General features: G+C 53.1%; 15 protein-coding genes and 1 pseudogene. 9 read left to right on the forward strand and 7 right to left on the reverse strand.

All coding sequences use genetic code 11. The features are described 5' to 3' along the window. Nucleotides 1-341 (reverse strand): annotated as a pseudogene (locus tag P1U71_RS01050) (amidohydrolase); the annotation flags it as partial. A 109-nt stretch (nt 342-450) separates the two neighbouring features. Between P1U71_RS01050 and P1U71_RS01055 the strand changes: the two are divergent. The 6 genes from P1U71_RS01055 to P1U71_RS01080 all read left to right on the forward strand — a co-directional run bounded on the left by P1U71_RS01055 (nt 451) and on the right by P1U71_RS01080 (nt 6,952). Then, on the forward strand, nt 451-1,422 hold the full coding sequence (locus tag P1U71_RS01055; protein ID WP_301103688.1) for a LysR substrate-binding domain-containing protein: 972 nt from the start codon (nt 451-453) through the stop codon (nt 1,420-1,422). An 86-nt stretch (nt 1,423-1,508) separates the two neighbouring features. Next, nucleotides 1,509-3,089: an ABC transporter substrate-binding protein gene (locus tag P1U71_RS01060; RefSeq protein ID WP_301103689.1), complete on the forward strand. Its 1,581-nt coding sequence runs from the start codon at nt 1,509-1,511 to the stop codon at nt 3,087-3,089. Nucleotides 3,090-3,140: 51 nt separating this feature from the next. Beyond that, a complete protein-coding gene (locus tag P1U71_RS01065) occupies nt 3,141-4,112 on the forward strand; it encodes an ABC transporter permease (RefSeq protein ID WP_367281093.1) in 972 nt (323 codons plus the stop codon). A gap of 1 nt (nt 4,113) precedes the next feature. Beyond that, entirely contained in the window at nt 4,114-4,995 is an 882-nt protein-coding gene (locus P1U71_RS01070; protein ID WP_301103691.1) for an ABC transporter permease, read from the forward strand. Further along, nucleotides 4,995-5,987: an ABC transporter ATP-binding protein gene (locus P1U71_RS01075; RefSeq protein WP_301103692.1), complete on the forward strand. Its 993-nt coding sequence runs from the start codon at nt 4,995-4,997 to the stop codon at nt 5,985-5,987. Before P1U71_RS01070 ends, P1U71_RS01075 begins: the two co-directional genes overlap by 1 nt. Beyond that, nucleotides 5,984-6,952 carry an ABC transporter ATP-binding protein gene (locus tag P1U71_RS01080; protein ID WP_301103693.1) on the forward strand — a complete coding sequence of 323 codons (969 nt, stop codon included), beginning with the start codon at nt 5,984-5,986 and terminating at the stop codon, nt 6,950-6,952. The genes P1U71_RS01075 and P1U71_RS01080 overlap by 4 nt, the downstream gene beginning before the upstream one ends. A 3-nt stretch (nt 6,953-6,955) precedes the next feature. On the opposite strand, the gene pgi is transcribed toward P1U71_RS01080, so the two are convergent. The 6 genes from pgi to P1U71_RS01110 form a co-directional block, all read right to left on the reverse strand. Beyond that, nucleotides 6,956-8,581, reverse strand: coding sequence for a glucose-6-phosphate isomerase (gene pgi, locus P1U71_RS01085; protein WP_301103694.1), 1,626 nt, complete (start codon nt 8,579-8,581; stop codon nt 6,956-6,958). 129 nt (nt 8,582-8,710) lie between these two features. Then, nucleotides 8,711-9,700, reverse strand: a complete 990-nt coding sequence (dctP, locus tag P1U71_RS01090) for a TRAP transporter substrate-binding protein DctP (RefSeq protein WP_301103695.1) — start codon at nt 9,698-9,700, stop codon at nt 8,711-8,713. Between the two features lie 111 nt (nt 9,701-9,811). Then, entirely contained in the window at nt 9,812-13,435 is a 3,624-nt protein-coding gene (locus P1U71_RS01095) for an efflux RND transporter permease subunit (protein WP_301103696.1), read from the reverse strand. Nucleotides 13,436-13,469: 34 nt separating this feature from the next. Next, the gene (locus P1U71_RS01100; RefSeq protein WP_301103697.1) at nt 13,470-14,600 is read right to left on the reverse strand and encodes an efflux RND transporter periplasmic adaptor subunit; all 1,131 of its coding nucleotides are present in this window, start codon (nt 14,598-14,600) and stop codon (nt 13,470-13,472) included. Further along, nucleotides 14,601-15,938, reverse strand: a complete 1,338-nt coding sequence (locus P1U71_RS01105) for a TolC family protein (RefSeq protein WP_301103698.1) — start codon at nt 15,936-15,938, stop codon at nt 14,601-14,603. Nucleotides 15,939-16,201: 263 nt separating this feature from the next. Next, entirely contained in the window at nt 16,202-17,449 is a 1,248-nt protein-coding gene (locus P1U71_RS01110; protein ID WP_301103699.1) for an MFS transporter, read from the reverse strand. 209 nt (nt 17,450-17,658) lie between these two features. Between P1U71_RS01110 and P1U71_RS01115 the strand changes: the two genes are divergently transcribed. The 3 genes from P1U71_RS01115 to P1U71_RS01125 all read left to right on the forward strand — a co-directional run. Continuing rightward, the gene (locus P1U71_RS01115; protein ID WP_301103700.1) at nt 17,659-18,933 is read left to right on the forward strand and encodes a mechanosensitive ion channel domain-containing protein; all 1,275 of its coding nucleotides are present in this window, start codon (nt 17,659-17,661) and stop codon (nt 18,931-18,933) included. After that, complete coding sequence (locus tag P1U71_RS01120) at nt 18,930-19,325, forward strand: nuclear transport factor 2 family protein (protein WP_301103701.1); 396 nt, start codon at nt 18,930-18,932, stop codon at nt 19,323-19,325. Before P1U71_RS01115 ends, P1U71_RS01120 begins: the two co-directional genes overlap by 4 nt. 31 nt (nt 19,326-19,356) lie before the next feature. Beyond that, a partial coding sequence (locus P1U71_RS01125; RefSeq protein ID WP_301103702.1) for an SLC13 family permease occupies nt 19,357-19,868 on the forward strand: 512 nt, incomplete at its 3' end.

Raw genomic sequence — 19,868 nt, forward strand, 5'->3', positions numbered from 1 at the left:
CCGAGTTTCGCCTCGGCTTCCTTCAATCGTGCCTGCGCTTCTTCCAGCGTTTTGACTCCTGGCCAATGCCTTCCGTCGGGATCAACACGATCCTGATATCCGACATAGGTATATTTCCATATTCCGCCTGCCATCAAATGGCAATGCCCTTCGACAAATCCCGGCATAATCACCTTGTCGGCAAAGCTGTCGTCAAGCGTATAGTCGCCCCAGCCGGCAATCTCCTCAATTGTTCCCGTTGCCAGCACCCGCCCGTCGCGTACCGCGACATGGGTGACATGGGGGCGGGCAGGATTCATGGTGATAATTTTTTTCGCGCTGAATACGGTGATTGCCGACAAGATCAGGGTCCTCTCTTTTTCGCTTTTTTGTAGACAGAGTGTAAGCCGCTCTTTAACCTCTGAAAAATAGTTTATTTCGGGGGTATTATTGTAAAAATCAGAGGAATGGATGCGCTATACCCTTAAGCAGCTAAACTATATAGATGTTGCGGCTCAGCACCGCTCCATTACCGGGGCGGCGAAGGCGCTGAATATATCCGCCTCCTCCATTTCCTCCGCCATCGATGCCATCGAAATCCAGACCGACAAAAAATTATTTACCAGACTTCCGTCAAAAGGCATCAGTGCAACCCAGTTCGGTCATGTGTTCCTGTCCAATGCCCGCCAGTTGCTCAAGGCGCATCGTTCCTTCGAAGAAGCCGTCGATGAGCAGGCGAATGCAATTAACGGGGCGGTCCGCATGGGATGCTTTACGCCAGCGGCACCGATTATTCTGCCTTTAATTACAAAATCTGTAGTCGATAATCATCCCGGTATTTCCATTCATTTTACAGAAGGGGATATCTCCAGAAATCTGCGGCATGTCGTGGATAACAAAATCGATCTGGCGATCGGGGTGAGCGCCAATCTCCCCTCCAGTATTAATTTTGTACCGATGTTCGTTGCTCCGCCGCATATTGTATTACCTCATAATCATCCGCTCGCGCAGCGCAGGCAGCTCTCGCTGGAAGATGTTTACAGTGAGCCAATGGTACTCCTCGATCTGGATGAGACACGCGAGTACATGTTTGGTCTCTTTGGTCAGAATAACTTGACGCCGCATGTCGCCTATTCGTCGCAATCGTCGGAAATGGTTAGAAGTATGGTGGCGGCAGGCCTCGGCTATTCAATATTTAACCTTCGGCCTTTGCAAAAACAGCAATACACTGTCGGTGATCTTGTGCGTATTCCGCTCACACCGGGGTATCGCAGCGTAGAATATGGGATTATTTATCGCGTCGATACACATCTAAGCAAGGTCGATCAGGTCGTCATTGATACCTGCGTCAGATTGCGCGACAGCGGTGCCTTTAACAGGGCGGTTTTGCCAGAGGGTCATGTGGAGAGTGATCATCGGAAAAATGTACTAATACCAGCATAAAAATATATTTTACGAAAGAAGGTCGCTGAACTAGCCTGATTAATAGTGAAAAACTAGAGAAATTCTCATAAATCACAGGAGGCAGGATGAGGAAGACAGGAATTATTGCGGCTGCAACGGCGATGCTCATGACCGTCGGCGCCGCATCTTTTACCCAGGCAGAAGAGCCCAAAAGTGGCGGAACGTTGGTCCTCGGGACAACGCAGAAGGCACGCCACCTTAACCCTGCGGTTCAATCCGGGATCGCGACGGCAGTACCAGGCACTCAGATTTTTGCAACCCCGTTGCGGTTCGATGAGAATTGGGAGCCGCAGCCCTATCTGGCGGAAAGCTGGAGCATTTCCGACGACGGCAAGAGCATTACGCTTAAGCTTCGGGCGAATGCGAAATTCCATGACGGGGAACCGATTACATCCGAAGATGTGGCCTTCTCGCTGCAGACGGTAAAGGACAACCATCCCTTTAAATCTATGTTCGCTCCGGTGACGGGCGTGGATACGCCGGACCCCTTAACGGCAGTGATCAACTTCGAAAAGCCGCATCCTGCGGCCCTCCTCGCGATGTCGAGTGCGCTGCTCCCGATCATTCCAAAACATATTTACGGTGACGGGCAAGACGCGAAGAGCCATCCGGCGAACAATACGCCCGTCGGGTCCGGGCCCTTCAAATTCGTCGAGTTCAAGCCGGGCGAATATATCATACTGGAAAAGAACCCGGATTACTTTATCGAAGGAAAGCCCTATCTCGATAAGATTATTATTAAGAATTATAAGGACATAACCAGCCTCGCGCTGGCCATGGACAAGGGCGAAATCAACATGTATCCCTTCCTCTCGTCGACCAAGGATATTGTGCGGCTGAAGAAGAATGATGGTCTGGTTGTCACCGACAAGGGGTATGAGGCTGTTGGCCCGATGAACTGGCTCGCCTTTAATACCAACAATCAGTATTTGAAGGAAAAGGGCGTCCGTCAGGCAATCGCCTACGCCATGGACCGTGATTTTATCATCAATGCTCTGTTAGGTGGCCAGTCGAAGGCGGCGACGGGTCCGGTAGTACCGGGAAGTCCTTTCTATGCGGCTGATGTCGAAAAATATGATGTCGATCTGGACAAAGCCAATGCTATGCTTGATGAGGCGGGTTTCCCGCGCGGCGATGGCGATATGCGTTTTGCATTGACCATCGATTATATTCCGGGCCAAGCAGAGCTGCAGAAGAATGTGGCGGAATATCTGAAGTCCCAGCTTAAGAAGGTCGGTATCGACGTGGAACTTCGCGCGTCACCTGATTTCCCGACATGGGCGAAACGTGTTGGTGGTCATGATTTCGATATGAGTATGGACATCGTCTTTAATTGGGGTGACCCGGTCATCGGGGTTCACCGTACTTACCTTTGCGATAACATCAAGAAGGGTGTGATCTGGTCCAATACACAGAGCTATTGTAACGAGGAAGTGGACAAGCTTCTGAATGAGGCCGGATTGGAGCTTGATCAAGCGAAGCGTATTGCACTTTATAACAAGGCGCAGGAAATCATCGTTGATGAGGCACCTCTCGCGTTTATCAATGTGCTGCCGTATCACACTGCCTATAGCAAGGAAATTGGCAATCCGCCCGTGACGATTTGGGGCACGATGTCACCACTCGATGAGGTTTACATCAAGTAATATGCCGCGTCCGATTATCGACATACGGCGGGAGGACCACTGGTCATGACAATGACGCTTTTGGTTGCTCGCCGTTTGTTGCACGCTTTCTTGCTCATTCTGGCGGTGCTGGTTCTGAATTTCCTTCTGATCCATATGGCCCCAGGGGATCCGGCGGATGTGATCGCCGGGGAGATGGGCGGTGCGACCGAGGAAATGATGGCCGATATTCGAAAGACCTATGGTCTCGATAAACCGGTCTATGTTCAACTCGGCGTTTATCTGACGCGAGCATTGCAGGGTGATCTCGGACAGTCCTTCTTTTATAATGCCCCGGTGCTGGATTTGGTTGCAAGCCGGGCCGGGCCGACCATTCTTCTCGTTGCGACAGCCCTGTTGTTCGCGATTTTCGTGGGAACTCTTCTCGGGGTAATCGCATCCCATAAACCCAAGGGTTTCGTCAGTGGCCTGGTCACGGTTGTCTCTGTCATAGGCTATTCCGCACCGATCTTCTGGACAGGCATGATGCTCGTCATTCTTTTCGCTTGGGTTTATCCGATATTCCCTATCGCCAATATGTATGACATCACCAAGAGTGGTGGGTTCTTCGGGCGGGTTATCGACATCCTTTATCATCTTATATTACCGTCGCTTACGCTGGGCATAGTGTATCTCGCACAATATGCCCGGTTGACGCGCGCAAGCATGCTGGAAATTCTGGGATCGGATTATATCCGCACGGCGCGCGCCAAAGGCGTCGCGGAAGTCAAGGTCTATGGCCATCACGCGCTTCGCAATGCCGTGTTGCCGGTGGTCACGATTGCCGGGCTTCAGTTCGGCAGCATTATTTCCGGCGCGGTTCTGGTGGAGACAGTTTTCAGCTGGCCCGGACTTGGTACGCTTGCGTTCGAGTCCATTCTTGCGCGGGATTATCCAACCATACTCGGAATTTTGTTTTTCTCTTCCCTTTTGGTAATCGTTGCAAATCTGATTACAGATTTTGTCTATCGGCTTGTCGATCCGCGTATTCGGACGGGTGGGTGACATGACAACAGTTGAAAACAGTCAGGATATCGTTCAGAGTCAGAGCCCCTGGCGGGAGGCCGCGCGCGCCTTCCGGCAAAGCTGGGCGGGTATGCTCGGTATGCTTATTTTGATCCTTGTTATTTTATTCACATTTGCCGGGCCCTTCTTCTATCCGGTGGATCCGTTTGAGATTGTCTGGGCGCCGCTTACGCCGCCGGGCGCCGCAGAGCAGGCGCCCTTGGGAACCGACTATTTAGGCCGGGATATTCTGGCCGGACTTATTAATGGCGGACCTGCAACGCTGTTTGTCGGGCTTGTCGCCGGTATTATCACGATCACGATTGGTATTTTGGTCGGTGCCTTTGCCGGATTTTACCGGGGCATGGTCGATGAATTCCTGATGCGGGTCACAGAATTTTTCCAGGTTTTGCCAGCCTTGCTTTTTGCGATGGTGCTGGTCACCCTCTTTACACCGACAATCTATGTTGTCTCCCTCGCGATCGGCATTGTCAGCTGGCCAACGACAGCCCGGTTAACTCGCGCGGAATTTCTGCGCATCCGAAATCTGGAATATGTCAATGCGGCCCGATCCATCGGCGCGCGAAACCGGCGGATCATCTGGCGCGTTATCCTGCCCAATGCGCTGGCTCCGTTGATTGTGGCGGCTACATTGACGATTGGTATTGCCATCCTGTTTGAGGCGGGGCTCAGTTTCCTCGGGCTTGGGGATCCGAATGTCTTCAGCTGGGGCCTGATGATCGGATCTGGCCGTGAATATATTCTCGATGGGTGGTGGGTCGTGACACTGCCGGGTTTCATGATCTTTCTGACGGTGCTGGGGTTCAGTCTTGTGGGCGATGGCCTCAACGATGCCTTTAATCCAAAGCTGAGGGAGCGTTGATGACTGCCATTCTCTCGATTAAAGATCTGGTCGTTGATTTCAGAACGCGCGCTGGTAATGCGCGTGTCCTCAACGAAATATCACTGGAGCTGGAGAGCGGGGAAATCCTTGGCATTGTCGGGGAATCCGGGTGCGGGAAAAGTATGACGGCGCTTTCTGTCATGGGACTGGTGCCAAGCCCGCCCGGCAAGATTACCAACGGGTCCATATCACTGGACGGGGAGGACTTGGTGCAGGCGTCAACCGCGCGGATGCGGCAGGTGCGCGGCGGCATTATCTCGATGATTTTTCAGGAACCGATGACCTCCCTCAATCCGGTGTTTCGCGTTGGGGATCAGATTGCAGAATGCGTGCTCCTGCATGAGGATATCACGAAGGCCGACGCATGGGCGCGGGCCGTTGAGATGCTTACGAAAGTCGGCATTCCGGAGCCGGCAATCCGGGCAAAGGCCTATCCGCATGAACTCTCGGGCGGCATGCGCCAGAGGGTGATGATTGCCATGGCGCTTTCCTGCCGCCCCCGAATTCTTATCGCGGACGAACCGACGACGGCGCTGGATGTGACGGTGCAGGCGCAAATTTTCGACCTTTTGAAGGATCTGCAGCGCGAAACAGGGACCGCCATTATCATGATTACCCATGACATGGGCGCGATTGCCGAACTTGCCGACCGGGTGGCGGTTATGTATGCCGGGCATATCATCGAGACCGGAAAGACGGAAGATATTCTCGCAAACCCCCAGCATCCCTATACCCGCGGACTGATTGCCTGCGTCCCCCATCTGGAGGAAAACCCGACGGAGGACCGACCCTATTTGAGCGAGATTAAAGGGGTGGTTCCCTCCCTGACGGAACTCGGGAAGGGGTGCGCCTTTGCACCGCGCTGCCCGTATAAAACGCCCGTCTGTGAGGAGGAGCGCCCGCATATCGGCGCCATCGATGAGAGTCATTCCGTCGCCTGCTACAATGTTAAATATGTGGTGGCGGTATGAGTGAAAATTCTCTTCTGGAAGTACAGGACCTGAAGGTTCATTTCGGCGGCAAGACGCTTTTTCGCAAGGCGCAAATTGTCCATGCCGTTGATGGCGTCAGCTTTTCCGTTCCGAAGGGCCAAACCCTCGGGATCGTGGGGGAGAGCGGATCGGGTAAAACCACAACGGCGCTCGCAGTATTACGGCTTGTGCCAATTACAGACGGCATGATCCGTATTGGTGATGTCGAGATTAGCGCTCTTGAAAAAGAGGACCTTCGTGAGGCACGGCGAAAAGTTCAGATGGTGTTTCAGGATCCCTACTCGTCGCTCGATCCGCGCCGACGGGTTGGCGATATTGTCCGCGAGCCGCTCGATCTTATGGAGATTGGTGCAGAAGAGGACCGGGATCAGATGGTTCATGATCTCTTTGTACAGGTTGGTCTGCGCCCGGAACTGGTTCGGCTTTTCCCGCATCAGTTCTCGGGAGGACAGAGGCAACGTGTTGGCCTTGCCCGGGCCCTTGCAACAAAGCCTGAGTTGATTGTCTGTGATGAGCCCGTCTCCGCCCTCGATGTTGCGGTGCAGGCGCAAATCCTGAACCTGATGCGGAAATTGCAGGAAGATCTGGGCCTGACTTATCTTTTTATCAGCCATGATCTCGGCGTGGTTCAACATCTATGTGATCATGTTGCAGTAATGTATCTCGGCCAGATCGTCGAACAAGCGGATCGCATCTCGCTGTTTTCCAATCCGCAGCATCCTTATACCAAGGCGCTCCTCGCGGCTGTGCCGAAGGCGCGTCCGCGCGATGGCAGCGAAAAGCGGGTGCCGCTCACGGGAGACCCACCGAGCCCGATTAATCTGCCGACGGGATGCCGTTTTGCGGGCCGTTGCCCGGTTGCCTTTGAGAAATGCCATAGCATCGCCCCGGCATTGAAGGACCGGGGAAATGGCCATATGGCATCCTGCCATTTGCTGGATTAGTTTCTATTCTCGGCGAAGGCGGGCAATGGTCTGAAGAAGTCCGAGGGTAGAGCCGCCTTTCTCCTCACAACCGGTTTCGGTGCCGATAAGCGGAAGCAAGCAAGCCGCCAGTTCCTTGCCGAGTTCAACACCCCATTGGTCGAAACTGTTGATGCCCCAGATGGCGCCCTCAACAAAGACGCGGTGTTCATACAGGGCGATAATACGCCCGAGGGTACGGGGAGTTAGCTTCCGGTATATCAGGGTGGTGGAAGGACGGTTCCCTGGAAAAGCCTTGTGGGCCGTTAAATCCAGTTCTTCACCTGTTGGGCCCGTAACGATAAGTTTCTCGGCGACTTCCTCACCGGTGCGGCCGCGCATAAGCGCTTCCGATTGGGCCAGGCAACTGGCAAGCAACAGCTGGTGATGCTGCGGCAATTTGTCTTCATGGGATTGCGCCGCCACCAGAAATTCGCACGGGATAATCCGGCTTCCCTGATGGAGAAGTTGATAGAAAGCGTGCTGACCATTGGTGCCCGGCTCCCCCCAAACAATGGGGCCCGTGTGTCGTTCAACGACCTTTCCATTAAGCGCGACTGTTTTACCATTGCTCTCCATATCAAGTTGCTGCAAATACGCTGGCAGGCGGGCGAGCCGTTGATCATATGGGAGCACAGCGCGGCTTTCATAACCGCAGATGTTATTGTGCCAGATACCAATAAGACCCAGCATGACGGGCATATTCTCTTTTAGTGGCGCCGTCCGGAAATGCTGGTCCATCTCATGACCGCCTTCAAGGAACTCGACAAATTGTTCCGGGCCGATTGCGATCATCAGGGATAGCCCGATAGGCCCCCAAACCGAGTAGCGTCCGCCCACCCAATCTTCAAAGCCGAAGACCCGATCGGGTGGGATGCCGAAGTCGGTGGTTTTTTCAAACGCCGTTGAAACTGCAGCGAAATACTCTGCTGCGTTCTCTTCAATCCCGGCCGATAACCATTCTTTTGCAGTCGCGGCGTTGGTCATCGTCTCAATCGTCGTGAAGGTTTTTGATGCGATGATGAATAATGTGCGTTTAGGGTTCAGTTGCTCAAGTAAATCCGAGATTTCGGCCCCATCGACGTTTGATACGAAATGCATCCTGGGGCCGTCGCGGTAAGGCGACAGCGCACGAGTCGCCATGGCAGGACCAAGGTCTGATCCGCCAATGCCGATGTTGACCACATCCGTAAAAGCCGCGCCGTCATACGCTGCGATTGTTCCATTGCGGATACCATCCGAAAATTCTGCCATCCGTTTCAGTGTTGCGTGGATACAGGGCATAACGTCCGTGTTGTCAACGAAGACTGGTTCGTCGCTTCTATTGCGAAGGGCGGTATGGAGTGCTGCGCGGTCTTCCGTCCGGTTAACGCGCTCGCCCTTGAACATGGCATCGCGCTTGTCCTCAAGCCCTTGTGTTTGGGCTAGCTCCAGCAGCAATTCGCGGGAGGCTTCATCGAGACTTGTTTTTGAATAATCGAGCAGCATGTCATCGAGAGGGACTGAGAAATGCCGAAATCGCTCCTTATCCTGGTTGAAACGCTCAACAAGGGGAGTGTCTTTGGTCTTCTCATAATATTCAGCCAGGCGCGGCCAAATATCTTCGCCCATTGTGTTTCTCCCGATTTGCTTACTCTACGGTATCGATATGTAATCTCACTGTAAATTACTCTGCGCTTCGTTAAGGATTTCTCAAAATGGAGTATATTTTAACTAAATCCGATCATTCATCGGGCGTGCTTACATTTCATCGACCAACTTAATTAGTTCACTCCCTGACGGACCAGCCGTTTCTAGAAACTTCTTGTTAAATGCGGGCCGCATAATGTTTTTCAACGCCTCGATTTCCGGCTCAGTTGCAATATGAATTTGCATGTCTTCATCTTTTAGCAGCTTTGGCGCGGCAGCTGCTGAAATTTCGCTCGCCTCGATTGCCCAGACTGCGGCCCTTGCGCTGGCGTCTTTTATTGCCTGTTTGCTTTTCTCTGGCAACGCATTGTACCAAATGCTGTTGACATAACCGTTATAGAAAAAGGTGAAAAGCGGGAGGATCGTTACATGGTCCTGTACTTGATAATAACCGGCGGACAGGGCAGAGGACACATTTGTCAGGCCCGCATCGAGATCGCCGTTTTTCAGGGCCTCATACGCCTGCCTGTCTGACATATCGACGGGACTCGCGCCCAATGCTTCGAAGGCGGCGTTTGAGATTGATCCCAACCCCTGAATCCGAAGGCCTTGAAAATCCGATGGTTTGATTATATGACGCCCCTTTGACGTAATCGCAGTACGCCATGTGGTGAACAGCCAGGTAAGGTTGGTCAGCCCTGTGTCCGCAATTTGTTGCGCCAACAAATCGGCGGCAGGAGAACCCCTCCATTTTTTAAGAATGTCAACATTGCGAAGTGCAAAAGGTTCAAGCGTTATATCCATTAACGGAAAGCTCTCCGTCCACTGACTGTTGTTGGAGAAAGCGCACTCCAACTCTCCGGCCCGGACTGCGGCGGCGTTACGCGGCGCCTTCACCAAGCTGTTTGCACCATTAATCTGCACATCGATATCATTTTCCGACAACGTCTCAATTTCCGCCGCCCATTGGTCGATGACTTTGGCAATATGGTTATTCGGCGGAAGCGGATGGCTGCAGCGCATGATCTCTGCCGCCTGCAGCGTATTGGTGAGGGGCATCATCAAAGCCAGGCTGATAATGGCGCCGAAAAATTTTTTCAACTTCACTCGTTCCTTAAACTATGAGCATCTTTTTTGAGGGCGGGAAAATGCTCTCCGCTCTTTTTGCCGCAGACTATAATCTGAGAAGACCTGATTTGTCATGCATTTGCTTCAAGTCGTTACAGGCTCGGCGCGTTCTTCCCATTTGACAGCCTTTAGGTCGAGGACAAAGATGGAGTAAATCACAGGCACCAGCAGCAGTGTTGTGAAGGTCGCAATGGTCAGTCCGCCGATCTGTGCATAACAAAGCGGCTGCCAGAGCGGCCCGCCATGAAGCGCAAGGGGGCCGAGGCCGAAAACCGTCGCGCCAACAGTAATCAGAACGGGACGGAGACGGACGATCCCTGCGTCCAGTAACGCCAGCCGCAATGGTTCCCCCTTTCCATGCATTTCTTCGATAAAGTCGAAAAGTACGATGATATGGCTGACGATCACGCCGATCAGGGCAACGATACCAAGAAAGGCCATGAAACCAAACGGACTGCCTGTAACGGCGAGAGCGATGAGGGCGCCAATGATGCCATAGGGTACGGCCGCCAACACGACCAAAGGCTTGACCGCATTTTTAAACTGAAAGACAAGAGCCACAAAAATCAGGCCGATGGATATCGCCATGACTTTGGCGAGCTGCTTGAAACCTTGTTGGGCATTCGCCTGCTCACCCGTAATCTCCATTGTAAAGCCGGGCGGGAGTTGTTCCTTGAATACGGCGAGGTCATTCTGGATAACCGCCATGACTTCGGATGGCAGGACTCCGGCCAGCGGGAAGGCGCGCACATTAACGGTGCGGAAATGCTCCTCGCGCCGGATGCGCTCGGTATGGAGCTGATACTCAACGGTTCCAATCTGTCCAAGCGGGATTTTGTTGTTACTCGTAGAGGCAAATACATAAAGATTTTCAAGGTCTGAAAGCTGGGCTCGCTCGGACGGTTTGAGGATAGATACAACAGGGATGTTCTTGTCCCCGCGCTGCAAGGTGGTGACCTGATTTCCATTTAGCCCAGCGGAAGAAGACGCCGCTATATTCTGATTGGTCACACCGGCAAGAAAGGCGCGGTCCGGGTCAATCTCAATACGAAGCCGCAGGGATTCGCCGCCCCAGTCCTCACGCGGGCGGGCCGCATTTGGCGCGTTTGCAAGTATTTCAATAACGCCGTTCGCGAGCTTGCGAAGGGTGGCAATCTCCGCTTCAGACTCCGGGCCTTCAGACTGGACTGCCGATTTTGCGGCCAGGCGGATTTCCACAGGATAGGGAACAGGGTTCGTCTGCAATTGCCGTACGTCGATGATGGCTTCCGGTATTTTTTGGCTTAAGGCTTCCTGCAGATACGGTATAAGTTCCGCTGTGAGGTCCTTGTTATTCACACGCATCACAAGCTGGGCGTAATTGCGTTGATGCAGCTGCGGCGTGACCGAGAACCAGAAACGCGGCGCGCCGCCACCGATAAAACTCGCAATGGATTGTAGTGGATCGCCGCCGCCGTCCGAACCAAGACTTGCCCCAAACTGCGTTGCAACGCCCTTGATGATCTGCACAGCGTCTTCAACGACCTTCTGTGTTTCATGGATATTCGCATTGTTGCGAAGGGTGACATCGGCATAGAACAGATACTGGACATCGTCCGGAAAGAAGGATGTTTTGAGCGTCTTGCTCAAGGGAATGATCAACGCGATAAAGGCAAGGGATACGAGAAGGGCTTTCTTGCGGTGATTAATCAGAAAGCTGCCCACGCGGAAATACAGCCCGGTGAACCCGCGCGCACGCCGTTCCTCAATCGTCGGTTCGGGCTTATTCCGAGCCCTCAAAAGATAATATCCAAGGAAGGGAAGAAAGCTCATTGAGACCAGCCGCGAACATACAAGGGCAGTCGTCATCACGACCGGAAGGCTATATAGAAACTCCCCGGTATTCCCTGTGAGCAGTAGAAAAGGAAGATACGCCACGACATTGGTGATAGTCGCGAACATGATCGCATGGGCAAGCTTGGTCGGCCCAAGCCACGCGGCAAGGGTTCTAGGTTGCCCTGCGGCAAGCCCTCGCTTGATCGCATCGCCAGCCACCACCGGATCGTCGACAAGAAGACCAAGGGCAATAATCAATGTTGCGATTGAAACCTGCTGGAGCTGAATCCCCAACGTATCGATTATCCCGAATGTCATGGCCAATGTAATCGGGATCGATATCATCATCAAAAGGGCCGAACGCCATTCCCAGAAACCAACTAAGGATATCACGACGACGAGGATAATGGCTTCAATCAAGGCGGTCATGAACAAATCAATGTTTTCCGCCACCTGGGACGGCTGGTTTGAAATACGTTCAATCACCAGATCGTCGGGAAGATGCGGGCGCACTTCTTTCAGGACAGCATCCACGGCCTCACCAAACTTGCCGATCTGGCCGCCATCGCGCATCTGTATGGCAAGAGAAATTGCCTTGCCGCGCTTCCAGTTCCCCTGTTCATCTCTCCAGTTAAAGAAATTGAGAAATTCCGGCGGAGATTGATATCCGGGCACGACTTCACCGATATCCCGAAGATACACGGGGGCTCCCGATGGGGAGGTCGTGAAAGCTGTTCCGCCGATCTGATCTGGGCTGGTATATTTACCAACCGGCTCGACCAATACACTGGAGCCGCTGGCGTAAAATTCTCCGCCTGAAATATCGCTGTTGCGTGCGCTGATCGCGCCGGACACATCGCCCGGTGTCAGTCCGTAGGACGCGAGAAGGTCCTGTGAATACTCCAGAAATATCCGTTCATCCACGACACCGGATGTGTTGACGACGGTCACAAGCGGGATGGTCTGAAGATTGCGAATGATCAGGTTGGAAAAATCATCAAGCTCCCGATAGCTGTATTTCCCTCCGGGAGATGCCTGCAAGATGTCGTTTGTCTTAGCCGGATCATCGATAACAATGGCGGGCCAGGCGTCTTCATGAAAGCTGACTTGCGCGAGTTTGGTATGAAGGAAGTCTCTGAGTTCTTTTTTCAGGTCGGCATCCGAAAGGCCTGTTGAGAGGTCAAGGCCGATAAAGCCCGCACCTTTCAGAGAAATAATGTCCGAGGCGACACCGGCTTTAACCAGGTATTCCTTGAACAGATCCATATTCCGGCCGGGTGCTGTCAGTGCAATATCCCGTGGCATTACGACAATCAGGGATCGGCGCGTTAGTTCATCACCCGCCGCATTCGATCGGGCGATTTTGATCGCTTTTTCTATGTCCCGTGCACGCAGGGAGATTTCCACGGGATTTTCCGTCGGGCTGGCGATGGTCATCAGGATAGCCGCCGTATCTCCAAACCCGTCGTTAAACTGTATGGGGCCAGCCCCCTCCGGTAAATTAAGGGCCTTCAGGTTGAGGTCGATTTCATTGAAAGCAGACTTTGTATCGTCCAGCGTTTCCTCCAACTGGATCTGAACGATGGACAGATTGGGCAGAGTCAGGGATTTAACGGCAAATTTGGTCGGGCCGACCGGATGCAATGTCGAGCTCAAGGCGATCTGTTGTTCAATCGGCCGGGTGACCAGCTGTTCAATCTTTGTTGCATCTGCTCCGGGCCAGCTTGTAATCACGGAGGCAACGCGCACCTGAATGGCGGGGTCCTTCGCCTTCGGCATGGAGAGATAGCCATAAATTCCCCACATAAAGACGGCGAGGAGCAGGACCCAGGAAATATGCCGGTTCTCGGTGAAATAGCGCGCGGTGTTGTGGGTTTCCGTAATATCTTTCACCGGCTCGGCTCCCCTCTTCCTTTAAGAGATACCATCACGGAATAACGGCCACTTGCTGCCCGTCCCTGAGGAAGGACGCGCCATTGACAACCACCTTCGCATCGACGTCAAGCCCGCCCAAAACGGTGATTTTGTTGCCATGCACATCGCCAAGCTCTACATCCGTCAGCTTTGCAATGGTTTTATCTGCGTCAGGTTGCAATATGAAAACAGCATATCCGTCAGCATTTGTTTTGGAGCGCACTACCGCAGAAAGGGGCAGCAGCGATCCCTGATGCGTATTTGCGGCTTCCTTAGGCAGACTAAGCGACGCAATCATGCCGACCTTGAGAAGGTTGGCCTTGTTATCGATATCTATCTTGACGTCGAAGACCCGGCTGTTTGTATCAGCGGATGGGGCAATCTCGGAAATCTTGCCAGTGAAAACTTTATCCGGAAAGGATTGGGTGACCAGATTTTGAGTATCCCCGATTTTGAGTGACTGGACGGTATTGTCCGGTACACCGAAAACCGCCTTGACCGTTGTGGTATCGGCAATAACAAAGGCTACGGTTTGCGGGTTGGCGAGCGACCCGACATCGAGGTTGCGCTGCAGGACCACACCGTCCAGCGGAGCGGCCAGATCAAAATCATTCACATTGTTGCGGGCGATTTTCTGCGCGGCTTTAGCATTTTCCAGCTGCGCGACGGCATTTTCATATTCTTGTTTTGCGCTGTCGTAATCGGGGGCGGTCATGCTGCCGGACTTAAACAATGTCGTCGCGCGGCCATAATCCTGCTTGCCTTTATTGAGGTTCGCTTCCGCGGCGGACACCTGGCTATCCGCTTGGGTCAGACTGTCGCGAATGTCTTTTGAATCCACTGTCGCAAGGATATCGCCCTTTTTCACCACATCGCCCGCCTGGACCGCGCGTTCCGTACCGCTGTTGTCCTTGACCTGCATCAACTCGGTAACATATCCGGTGACCTTGAAGGCGACATTGACTTGCGTGTTCGCTTCGATATTGGCGCTGTAGCGGACATCCGCCCTGCTGGTATCCTGAGAGAGCGTTGCGGCGCGGACCGGCTGCAACGGTGCCGTTTTGGGCGCCTCTTCAGAATCGCAGGCCGTCAGGACCGACAGGCCCAGCACCACGCCAAACATCGCGAATAGTCTCGGTGACATCTATTCTTCCCCCAATGCCTGCTCCAACTCGGCGCTGGCATTCCAAACGCCGAGCAGCGCCTGATGATAATCGTCATTTGCCTTTTCCAGTTGCGACTGGGCATCCAGCAAATCGCTCAGTAAGATCGTCTTCGCCTTATATTGATTGAAGCTGACGCGGAGCTTTTCTTCCGCCGCCTTCTTGGCCATTTCAGTAACAGGAACAAGGGATCTCGCCACTTCTAGATTACGAATGCTTGCGTTGACTTGCGCGCGTATCTGATCCTCGTTATCACGGAGCGAATTCAACGCCTGCTGCAGGGCATAACGCGATCCGGCGACATTGCTCTGGTTTCCTCCCCAGGTAAAAAAGTCCCATTTCGCAAGCAGCCCGACATAAAGGCTCTCATCCGGTAGAAGTGTTGTGTTTTCCGCCCGGCCATAGCTTGCGACAAGATTGACCTCCGGAAGATACCCGCTTTTCTGGATTTCTACTTCTGTCTCGGCGGCCTCGACTTGAAGGCGCGCCTCCTTTGTTTCCGGTCTTTGCGCCAGTGCCTGCTCTTCCGCTTGATCCGCGTTGTAGGAAAATGATGGGCTTGCATTGGCTGGGGTGACACGGAACGGTATGGAAATATCTCGGCCCAACAAAGTGTTGAGCTGTTGCTTGCTCGTAAGAAGGTTATTCTGCTGAGTGAGAAGATCATGGCGGGAAGAGGCAAGCTGCGCCTCTCCGTTCAGGAGTTGATATTCAAGCTCTGTCTTCTGTGCAACGTTATCCTTCAGTATTTTAACCAGTTCCTCATTGAAAGTGACGGAGGATTTCGTTGCCCCGATCTCGCTTTCTTCGCTCAGGATCTGGTAGTAAATCTGCTTGACCTGAAGGGCGATGGATTGCTCTGTTTGACGGGATTGCTGACGTGCAATCTCCTGTTGCGTCTTGAGCTTATCGACATTGAGGCCGATTTCATACAGACCGACAAGCGGTTGCGTTGCCGTCAGGGAATAATGAGTGGTAAAGCCGTTTGTTGTATCGATGGCGACATTGCTGGACGGGACCGGGTTGCCGCCCACCGTGCCGAGCGATCCTTCCTCGAAGGTATATTCATTGTCGACAAAATTTTGCAGGCCGCGAACATGCGCGCTTAGCTGTGGAAACTGTTTGGATTCTACGGCTTTCTTTTGCTCTTCAACGACGTTGATTTGCAGTTCTGAATTTTTGAGCTGGAAATTCTGCGTCTTGGCAAGATGAAGGGCATCTTCAAGGGTCAGAAGTGGGTCCTCTGCTGCCCATGCCGGTGCTGCGATTAGAAAGCCGCCAAGCAAGATTGCTGAAAGTGCAGAGAGTGATTTCACCATAGCAACAGTTTCCAACGATCTCTAATTGGCGACCGAAAAAACATAACGGTTCAATTCAACCATGTCAAAGCGATTGGCGCCGGAACGTGAGCATGCAACTGCTTTGATAGAAAAGAGATTTGCGCGCCCAGCCAATCGCGATCCTATTGTTGCCGCCGAGGTTGAAAAATTCGAAAAAGCTGTATGGTTTGCGGGAAATATCTGCCTTTTCAACTTGGCTTGGCGATAGTTTCATTCATCCGCTTTATTTACCCAAGTTTTTCTCAGGCTCGGGCTGGCTTGCTCTCCCGCGTTCGCCATAGCAGGAGTGCCATGATCCCCATATTCAGCATATTCCAGGCAATGCCGTTAATAAATGCCGCCTGATAGGAGCCTGTCAGGTCATAGATCAGCCCTGAAATCCAGCCGCCGAGCGCCATGCCTACAACCGTCATCATGATGACCAACCCGACCCGTTCGCCGGCCTCCCGTGCGGGTAGATATTCGCGCACGATGATTGCGTAGCTTGGGACAATGCCGCCTTGTGACAACCCGAATATCAGGGAAACGATATAAAGCGAGGCGAGGCCGTTGAAGGGAATGTAAAGAAACAGTGCGAGGCATTGCAGGAAGGAGCCAAGCAGAACGGTTCTGACCCCCCCGATATGATCCGCGAGAAAACCGGAAAGCAACCGACTGACAATACCGCCCGCGAGCATGACCGCGAGCATTTCCGCGCCCGCCGAAACACCGAAGCCAAGGTCGGCGCAATAGGCGACAATATGAACCTGCGGCATGGACATGGCGACGCAGCAGCTTATCCCGGCAATGCAGAGCAGGATTTGCAGGGTTCGGGGAGAGATGTCGGCGCGGAATTTATTGGCTGACGGAGTAATGTTTGCAGATAAAAGCTCGACTGCTTGCGCGGGGAGGCGACGGCGAAGCAGCAACGTCATGGGCATCATCACAGCGATGGAGGCGATGGCGACCAGCACATAGGCATCACGCCAGCCATCCGTCGCGATTATATCTTTCAGAACGAGGGGCCAGAATGTTCCGGCGAGATAATTTCCGCTCGCCGCGGCGGCAACCGCGATGCCGCGATTTTTCTCAAACCAGTGGGAAATATCGGCAATCAGTGGCCCAAAGGTAATCGCGGAACCGATCCCGATCAAGACACCCTGTATGATGGCAAAGGTCCAGATGTCTGTGGAAAGTGCGCCGAGCGCGAAACCCGCGCCGAGCATCATAGACGCCGTTATCATCGGCAATACAATGCCAAAACGGTCAATCAGCCGGCCAAAGATGAAATTGCCGACGGCAAATCCGATCATTGTGGTGGTATAGGGAATTGAGGCATCGGATCGGTCGATGGCGAACTCATCCTGAACCGCCGGCAAAACCACGACGACAGCCCACATGCCCGCACTGCCGATCAGCGAGATCAGGATAGATATACAAAGACGAAGCCAGGAGTATCCGCTGTCGAGATACGGCGCGTCAGAATTATATTGTGAATTAAAAAAGGACAAGCGACACGCCCTTTCCCGCCAATGAATGATTATTGATTTTCTTCTTTGGCGTCACCCTAGCATAGACAGCGGATTTCCTGCACCTCTTTTGATCGAATGATGCTCGCTGGCAAATCCCGCTTCCGGATAGTTGTTTTATTTCTGTCTGCCAGAGAGTAAGCTCAATGGTAATGGACACAGAAAAAATACGAGAATTTCTCGAGAGGAGCATGGAGCATCTAACGGCTCTTGCCTCGGACGTGAATATCCTGTCGCAGCTTCTTGCGGTTGTTTGCGGTCTTATCTTCGCCTATTTTACGCGCCGCCGCCTACAGGTAGCGTTCCTTAGCCTTCGGGACCGTTTTCCGGATCGATCTCCGTTTACCAAAACATTTGAGATTCTGGCGGCACTGTCCCTGCCGTTGATTTGGCTGGCGGTCGAGTTCGCCATACTGGCAATTTTTCAGGGGGTCGGCCCGCCGTCCCATATCATCAGTGCAATCTGCTCCTTGCTGGTCGCCTGGATCGTCATAAATGTAGTCACCAGCCTTGCTGAGAATAAAATCTGGGCCCGCCTGGTTGCCTTTTGTGCCTGGACAGTCGCCGCGCTTAATATTCTGGGGCTTCTTACGCCAACCTTGGTATTTCTGGAAGATCTTGCCTTCAATCTTGGGGAAACACGGATTTCCATGCTCGGCGTCGCCAAGGCTGTGGTGGCCGGAATCATTGTGTTCTGGATTACCTTTGGTTTGTCGCGTTTTCTGGAAGCGCGAATCCATAAATCGAAGGCGCTCACGCCATCCGTTCAGGTGCTGACTGCGAAACTTGTGCGCGTCGGACTGATTGCGGCCGCAGTTCTGATTATCCTGTCCAACTCCGGCATCAATATCACGGCCTTTGCGGTTTTCAGTGGCGCACTCGGCGTGGGTATCGGGTTCGGTTTACAGAAAATTGTGTCCAACCTGATCAGCGGGATCATCCTGCTTCTCGATCGCAGCATCAAGCCGGGCGACGTGATTGAGGTGGGGCAGACTTATGGTCGCGTGAATACGATGGGGGCCCGATATGCCTCGGTCATTACCCGCGATGCTATGGAATTTTTGATCCCCAACGAAGACCTGATCACACAACAGGTCATTAACTGGTCTTATAGTTCAAAGAATGTACGGCTGCGCGCGCCGATCGGGGTCTCATATGACACAGACATCCCGAAAGCCCTCAAGCTGATCGTGGGCGCGGCCGAGGAAGTTCCTCGGGTGTTGAGCGACCCGGCGCCAAAATGTCTGATGCGCGGTTTTGGGGACAGTGCGATTGATCTGGAACTCAGATTCTGGATTGCGGATCCTGAAGACGGGTGCCGAAATGTGACGAGTGAGGTCCTTGTGAGTGTCTGGCAACTTTTCAAGAAAGAAGGCATCAATGTACCCTTTCCACAGCGCGATATTCGTGTTGAAATGGTCAATCCCGGAACCTCTGTGTCGTCTGAAAGCAAGGGGGAGACATGATAGAGAATACGATTGCAGCATGGCATGATTGCGTCAAGACAACTGATCCCGTGAAACTGGACGCCATCCTGCATGAGGAGGCGACGTTCCATAGCCCCGTTGTCCATACGCCGCAGCAAGGGAAGAACATGACCGCCAAATATCTCATGGCGGCGTTTCAGGTTTTGAACGGCGATGATTTCACATATATCCGCGAGATTATCGGACCATCGGACGCGGTTCTGGAATTCACAACAACCATAGACGGGATCGTCATCAACGGGGTTGATCTTATCCAATGGGGAGATGACGGCAGGATCACCGATTTCAAGGTCATGATCCGCCCATTGAAGGCGATCAACACGGTCCATCAAAAGATGGCGGAAATGCTTACTCGTTCCTCTTGGAACTGAGCCACTTACTTTGTAACTTTTCGGAACGACAATGACTACGGAACAAATTCTGCTTTTCTCGCTTTTCGGCGTTGTCTTTGCGCTGCTTATCTGGGGGCGCTGGCGGTACGATCTGGTGGCTTTCGTGGCGCTTGTTATCGCGCTCGTGCTGGGGCTGGTGCCGACAGAGCTTGCGTTTTCAGGTTTTGGTCACCCGGCGACTATTATCATCGCACTGGTGCTTGTAGTTTCTCGGGGGCTTGTGAATTCCGGCGCAGTTGATCTGATTACGCGGCGACTAACGTCATTGGATTTGAAACTGTCCAGCCATATTGCGGCGATGGGCGGCCTCGGAGCAATATTTTCAGCATTCATGAATAATGTTGCGGCGCTCGCGATGCTGATGCCGGTCGATTTACAGGCGGCCGCCAAGGCGAAACGCTCCCCGCGTATTACTCTGATGCCGCTCGCCTTTGCGACGATACTGGGCGGGCTGATCACCTTAATCGGAACGCCGCCGAATATTATTATCGCGTCCTATCGGGAGAATGCTCTAGGGGAGCC

This window comes from Sneathiella sp., assembly GCF_029233945.1.
Lineage (GTDB): Bacteria > Pseudomonadota > Alphaproteobacteria > Sneathiellales > Sneathiellaceae > Sneathiella.

What these genes read in the sequence shown, in the direction of transcription:
- P1U71_RS01080 (WP_301103693.1), top strand. Translation starts at nt 5,984, where the DNA reads ATGAGTGAAAATTCTCTTCTGGAAGTACAGGACCTGAAGGTTCATTTC.
- P1U71_RS01060 (WP_301103689.1), top strand. Translation starts at nt 1,509, where the DNA reads ATGAGGAAGACAGGAATTATTGCGGCTGCAACGGCGATGCTCATGACC.
- P1U71_RS01070 (WP_301103691.1), top strand. Translation starts at nt 4,114, where the DNA reads ATGACAACAGTTGAAAACAGTCAGGATATCGTTCAGAGTCAGAGCCCC.
- P1U71_RS01115 (WP_301103700.1), top strand. Translation starts at nt 17,659, where the DNA reads ATGGAGCATCTAACGGCTCTTGCCTCGGACGTGAATATCCTGTCGCAG.
- pgi (WP_301103694.1), bottom strand. Translation starts at nt 8,581, where the DNA reads ATGGGCGAAGATATTTGGCCGCGCCTGGCTGAATATTATGAGAAGACC.
- P1U71_RS01065 (WP_367281093.1), top strand. Translation starts at nt 3,141, where the DNA reads ATGACGCTTTTGGTTGCTCGCCGTTTGTTGCACGCTTTCTTGCTCATT.
- P1U71_RS01105 (WP_301103698.1), bottom strand. Translation starts at nt 15,938, where the DNA reads ATGGTGAAATCACTCTCTGCACTTTCAGCAATCTTGCTTGGCGGCTTT.
- P1U71_RS01075 (WP_301103692.1), top strand. Translation starts at nt 4,995, where the DNA reads ATGACTGCCATTCTCTCGATTAAAGATCTGGTCGTTGATTTCAGAACG.
- P1U71_RS01100 (WP_301103697.1), bottom strand. Translation starts at nt 14,600, where the DNA reads ATGTCACCGAGACTATTCGCGATGTTTGGCGTGGTGCTGGGCCTGTCG.
- P1U71_RS01055 (WP_301103688.1), top strand. Translation starts at nt 451, where the DNA reads ATGCGCTATACCCTTAAGCAGCTAAACTATATAGATGTTGCGGCTCAG.
- P1U71_RS01120 (WP_301103701.1), top strand. Translation starts at nt 18,930, where the DNA reads ATGATAGAGAATACGATTGCAGCATGGCATGATTGCGTCAAGACAACT.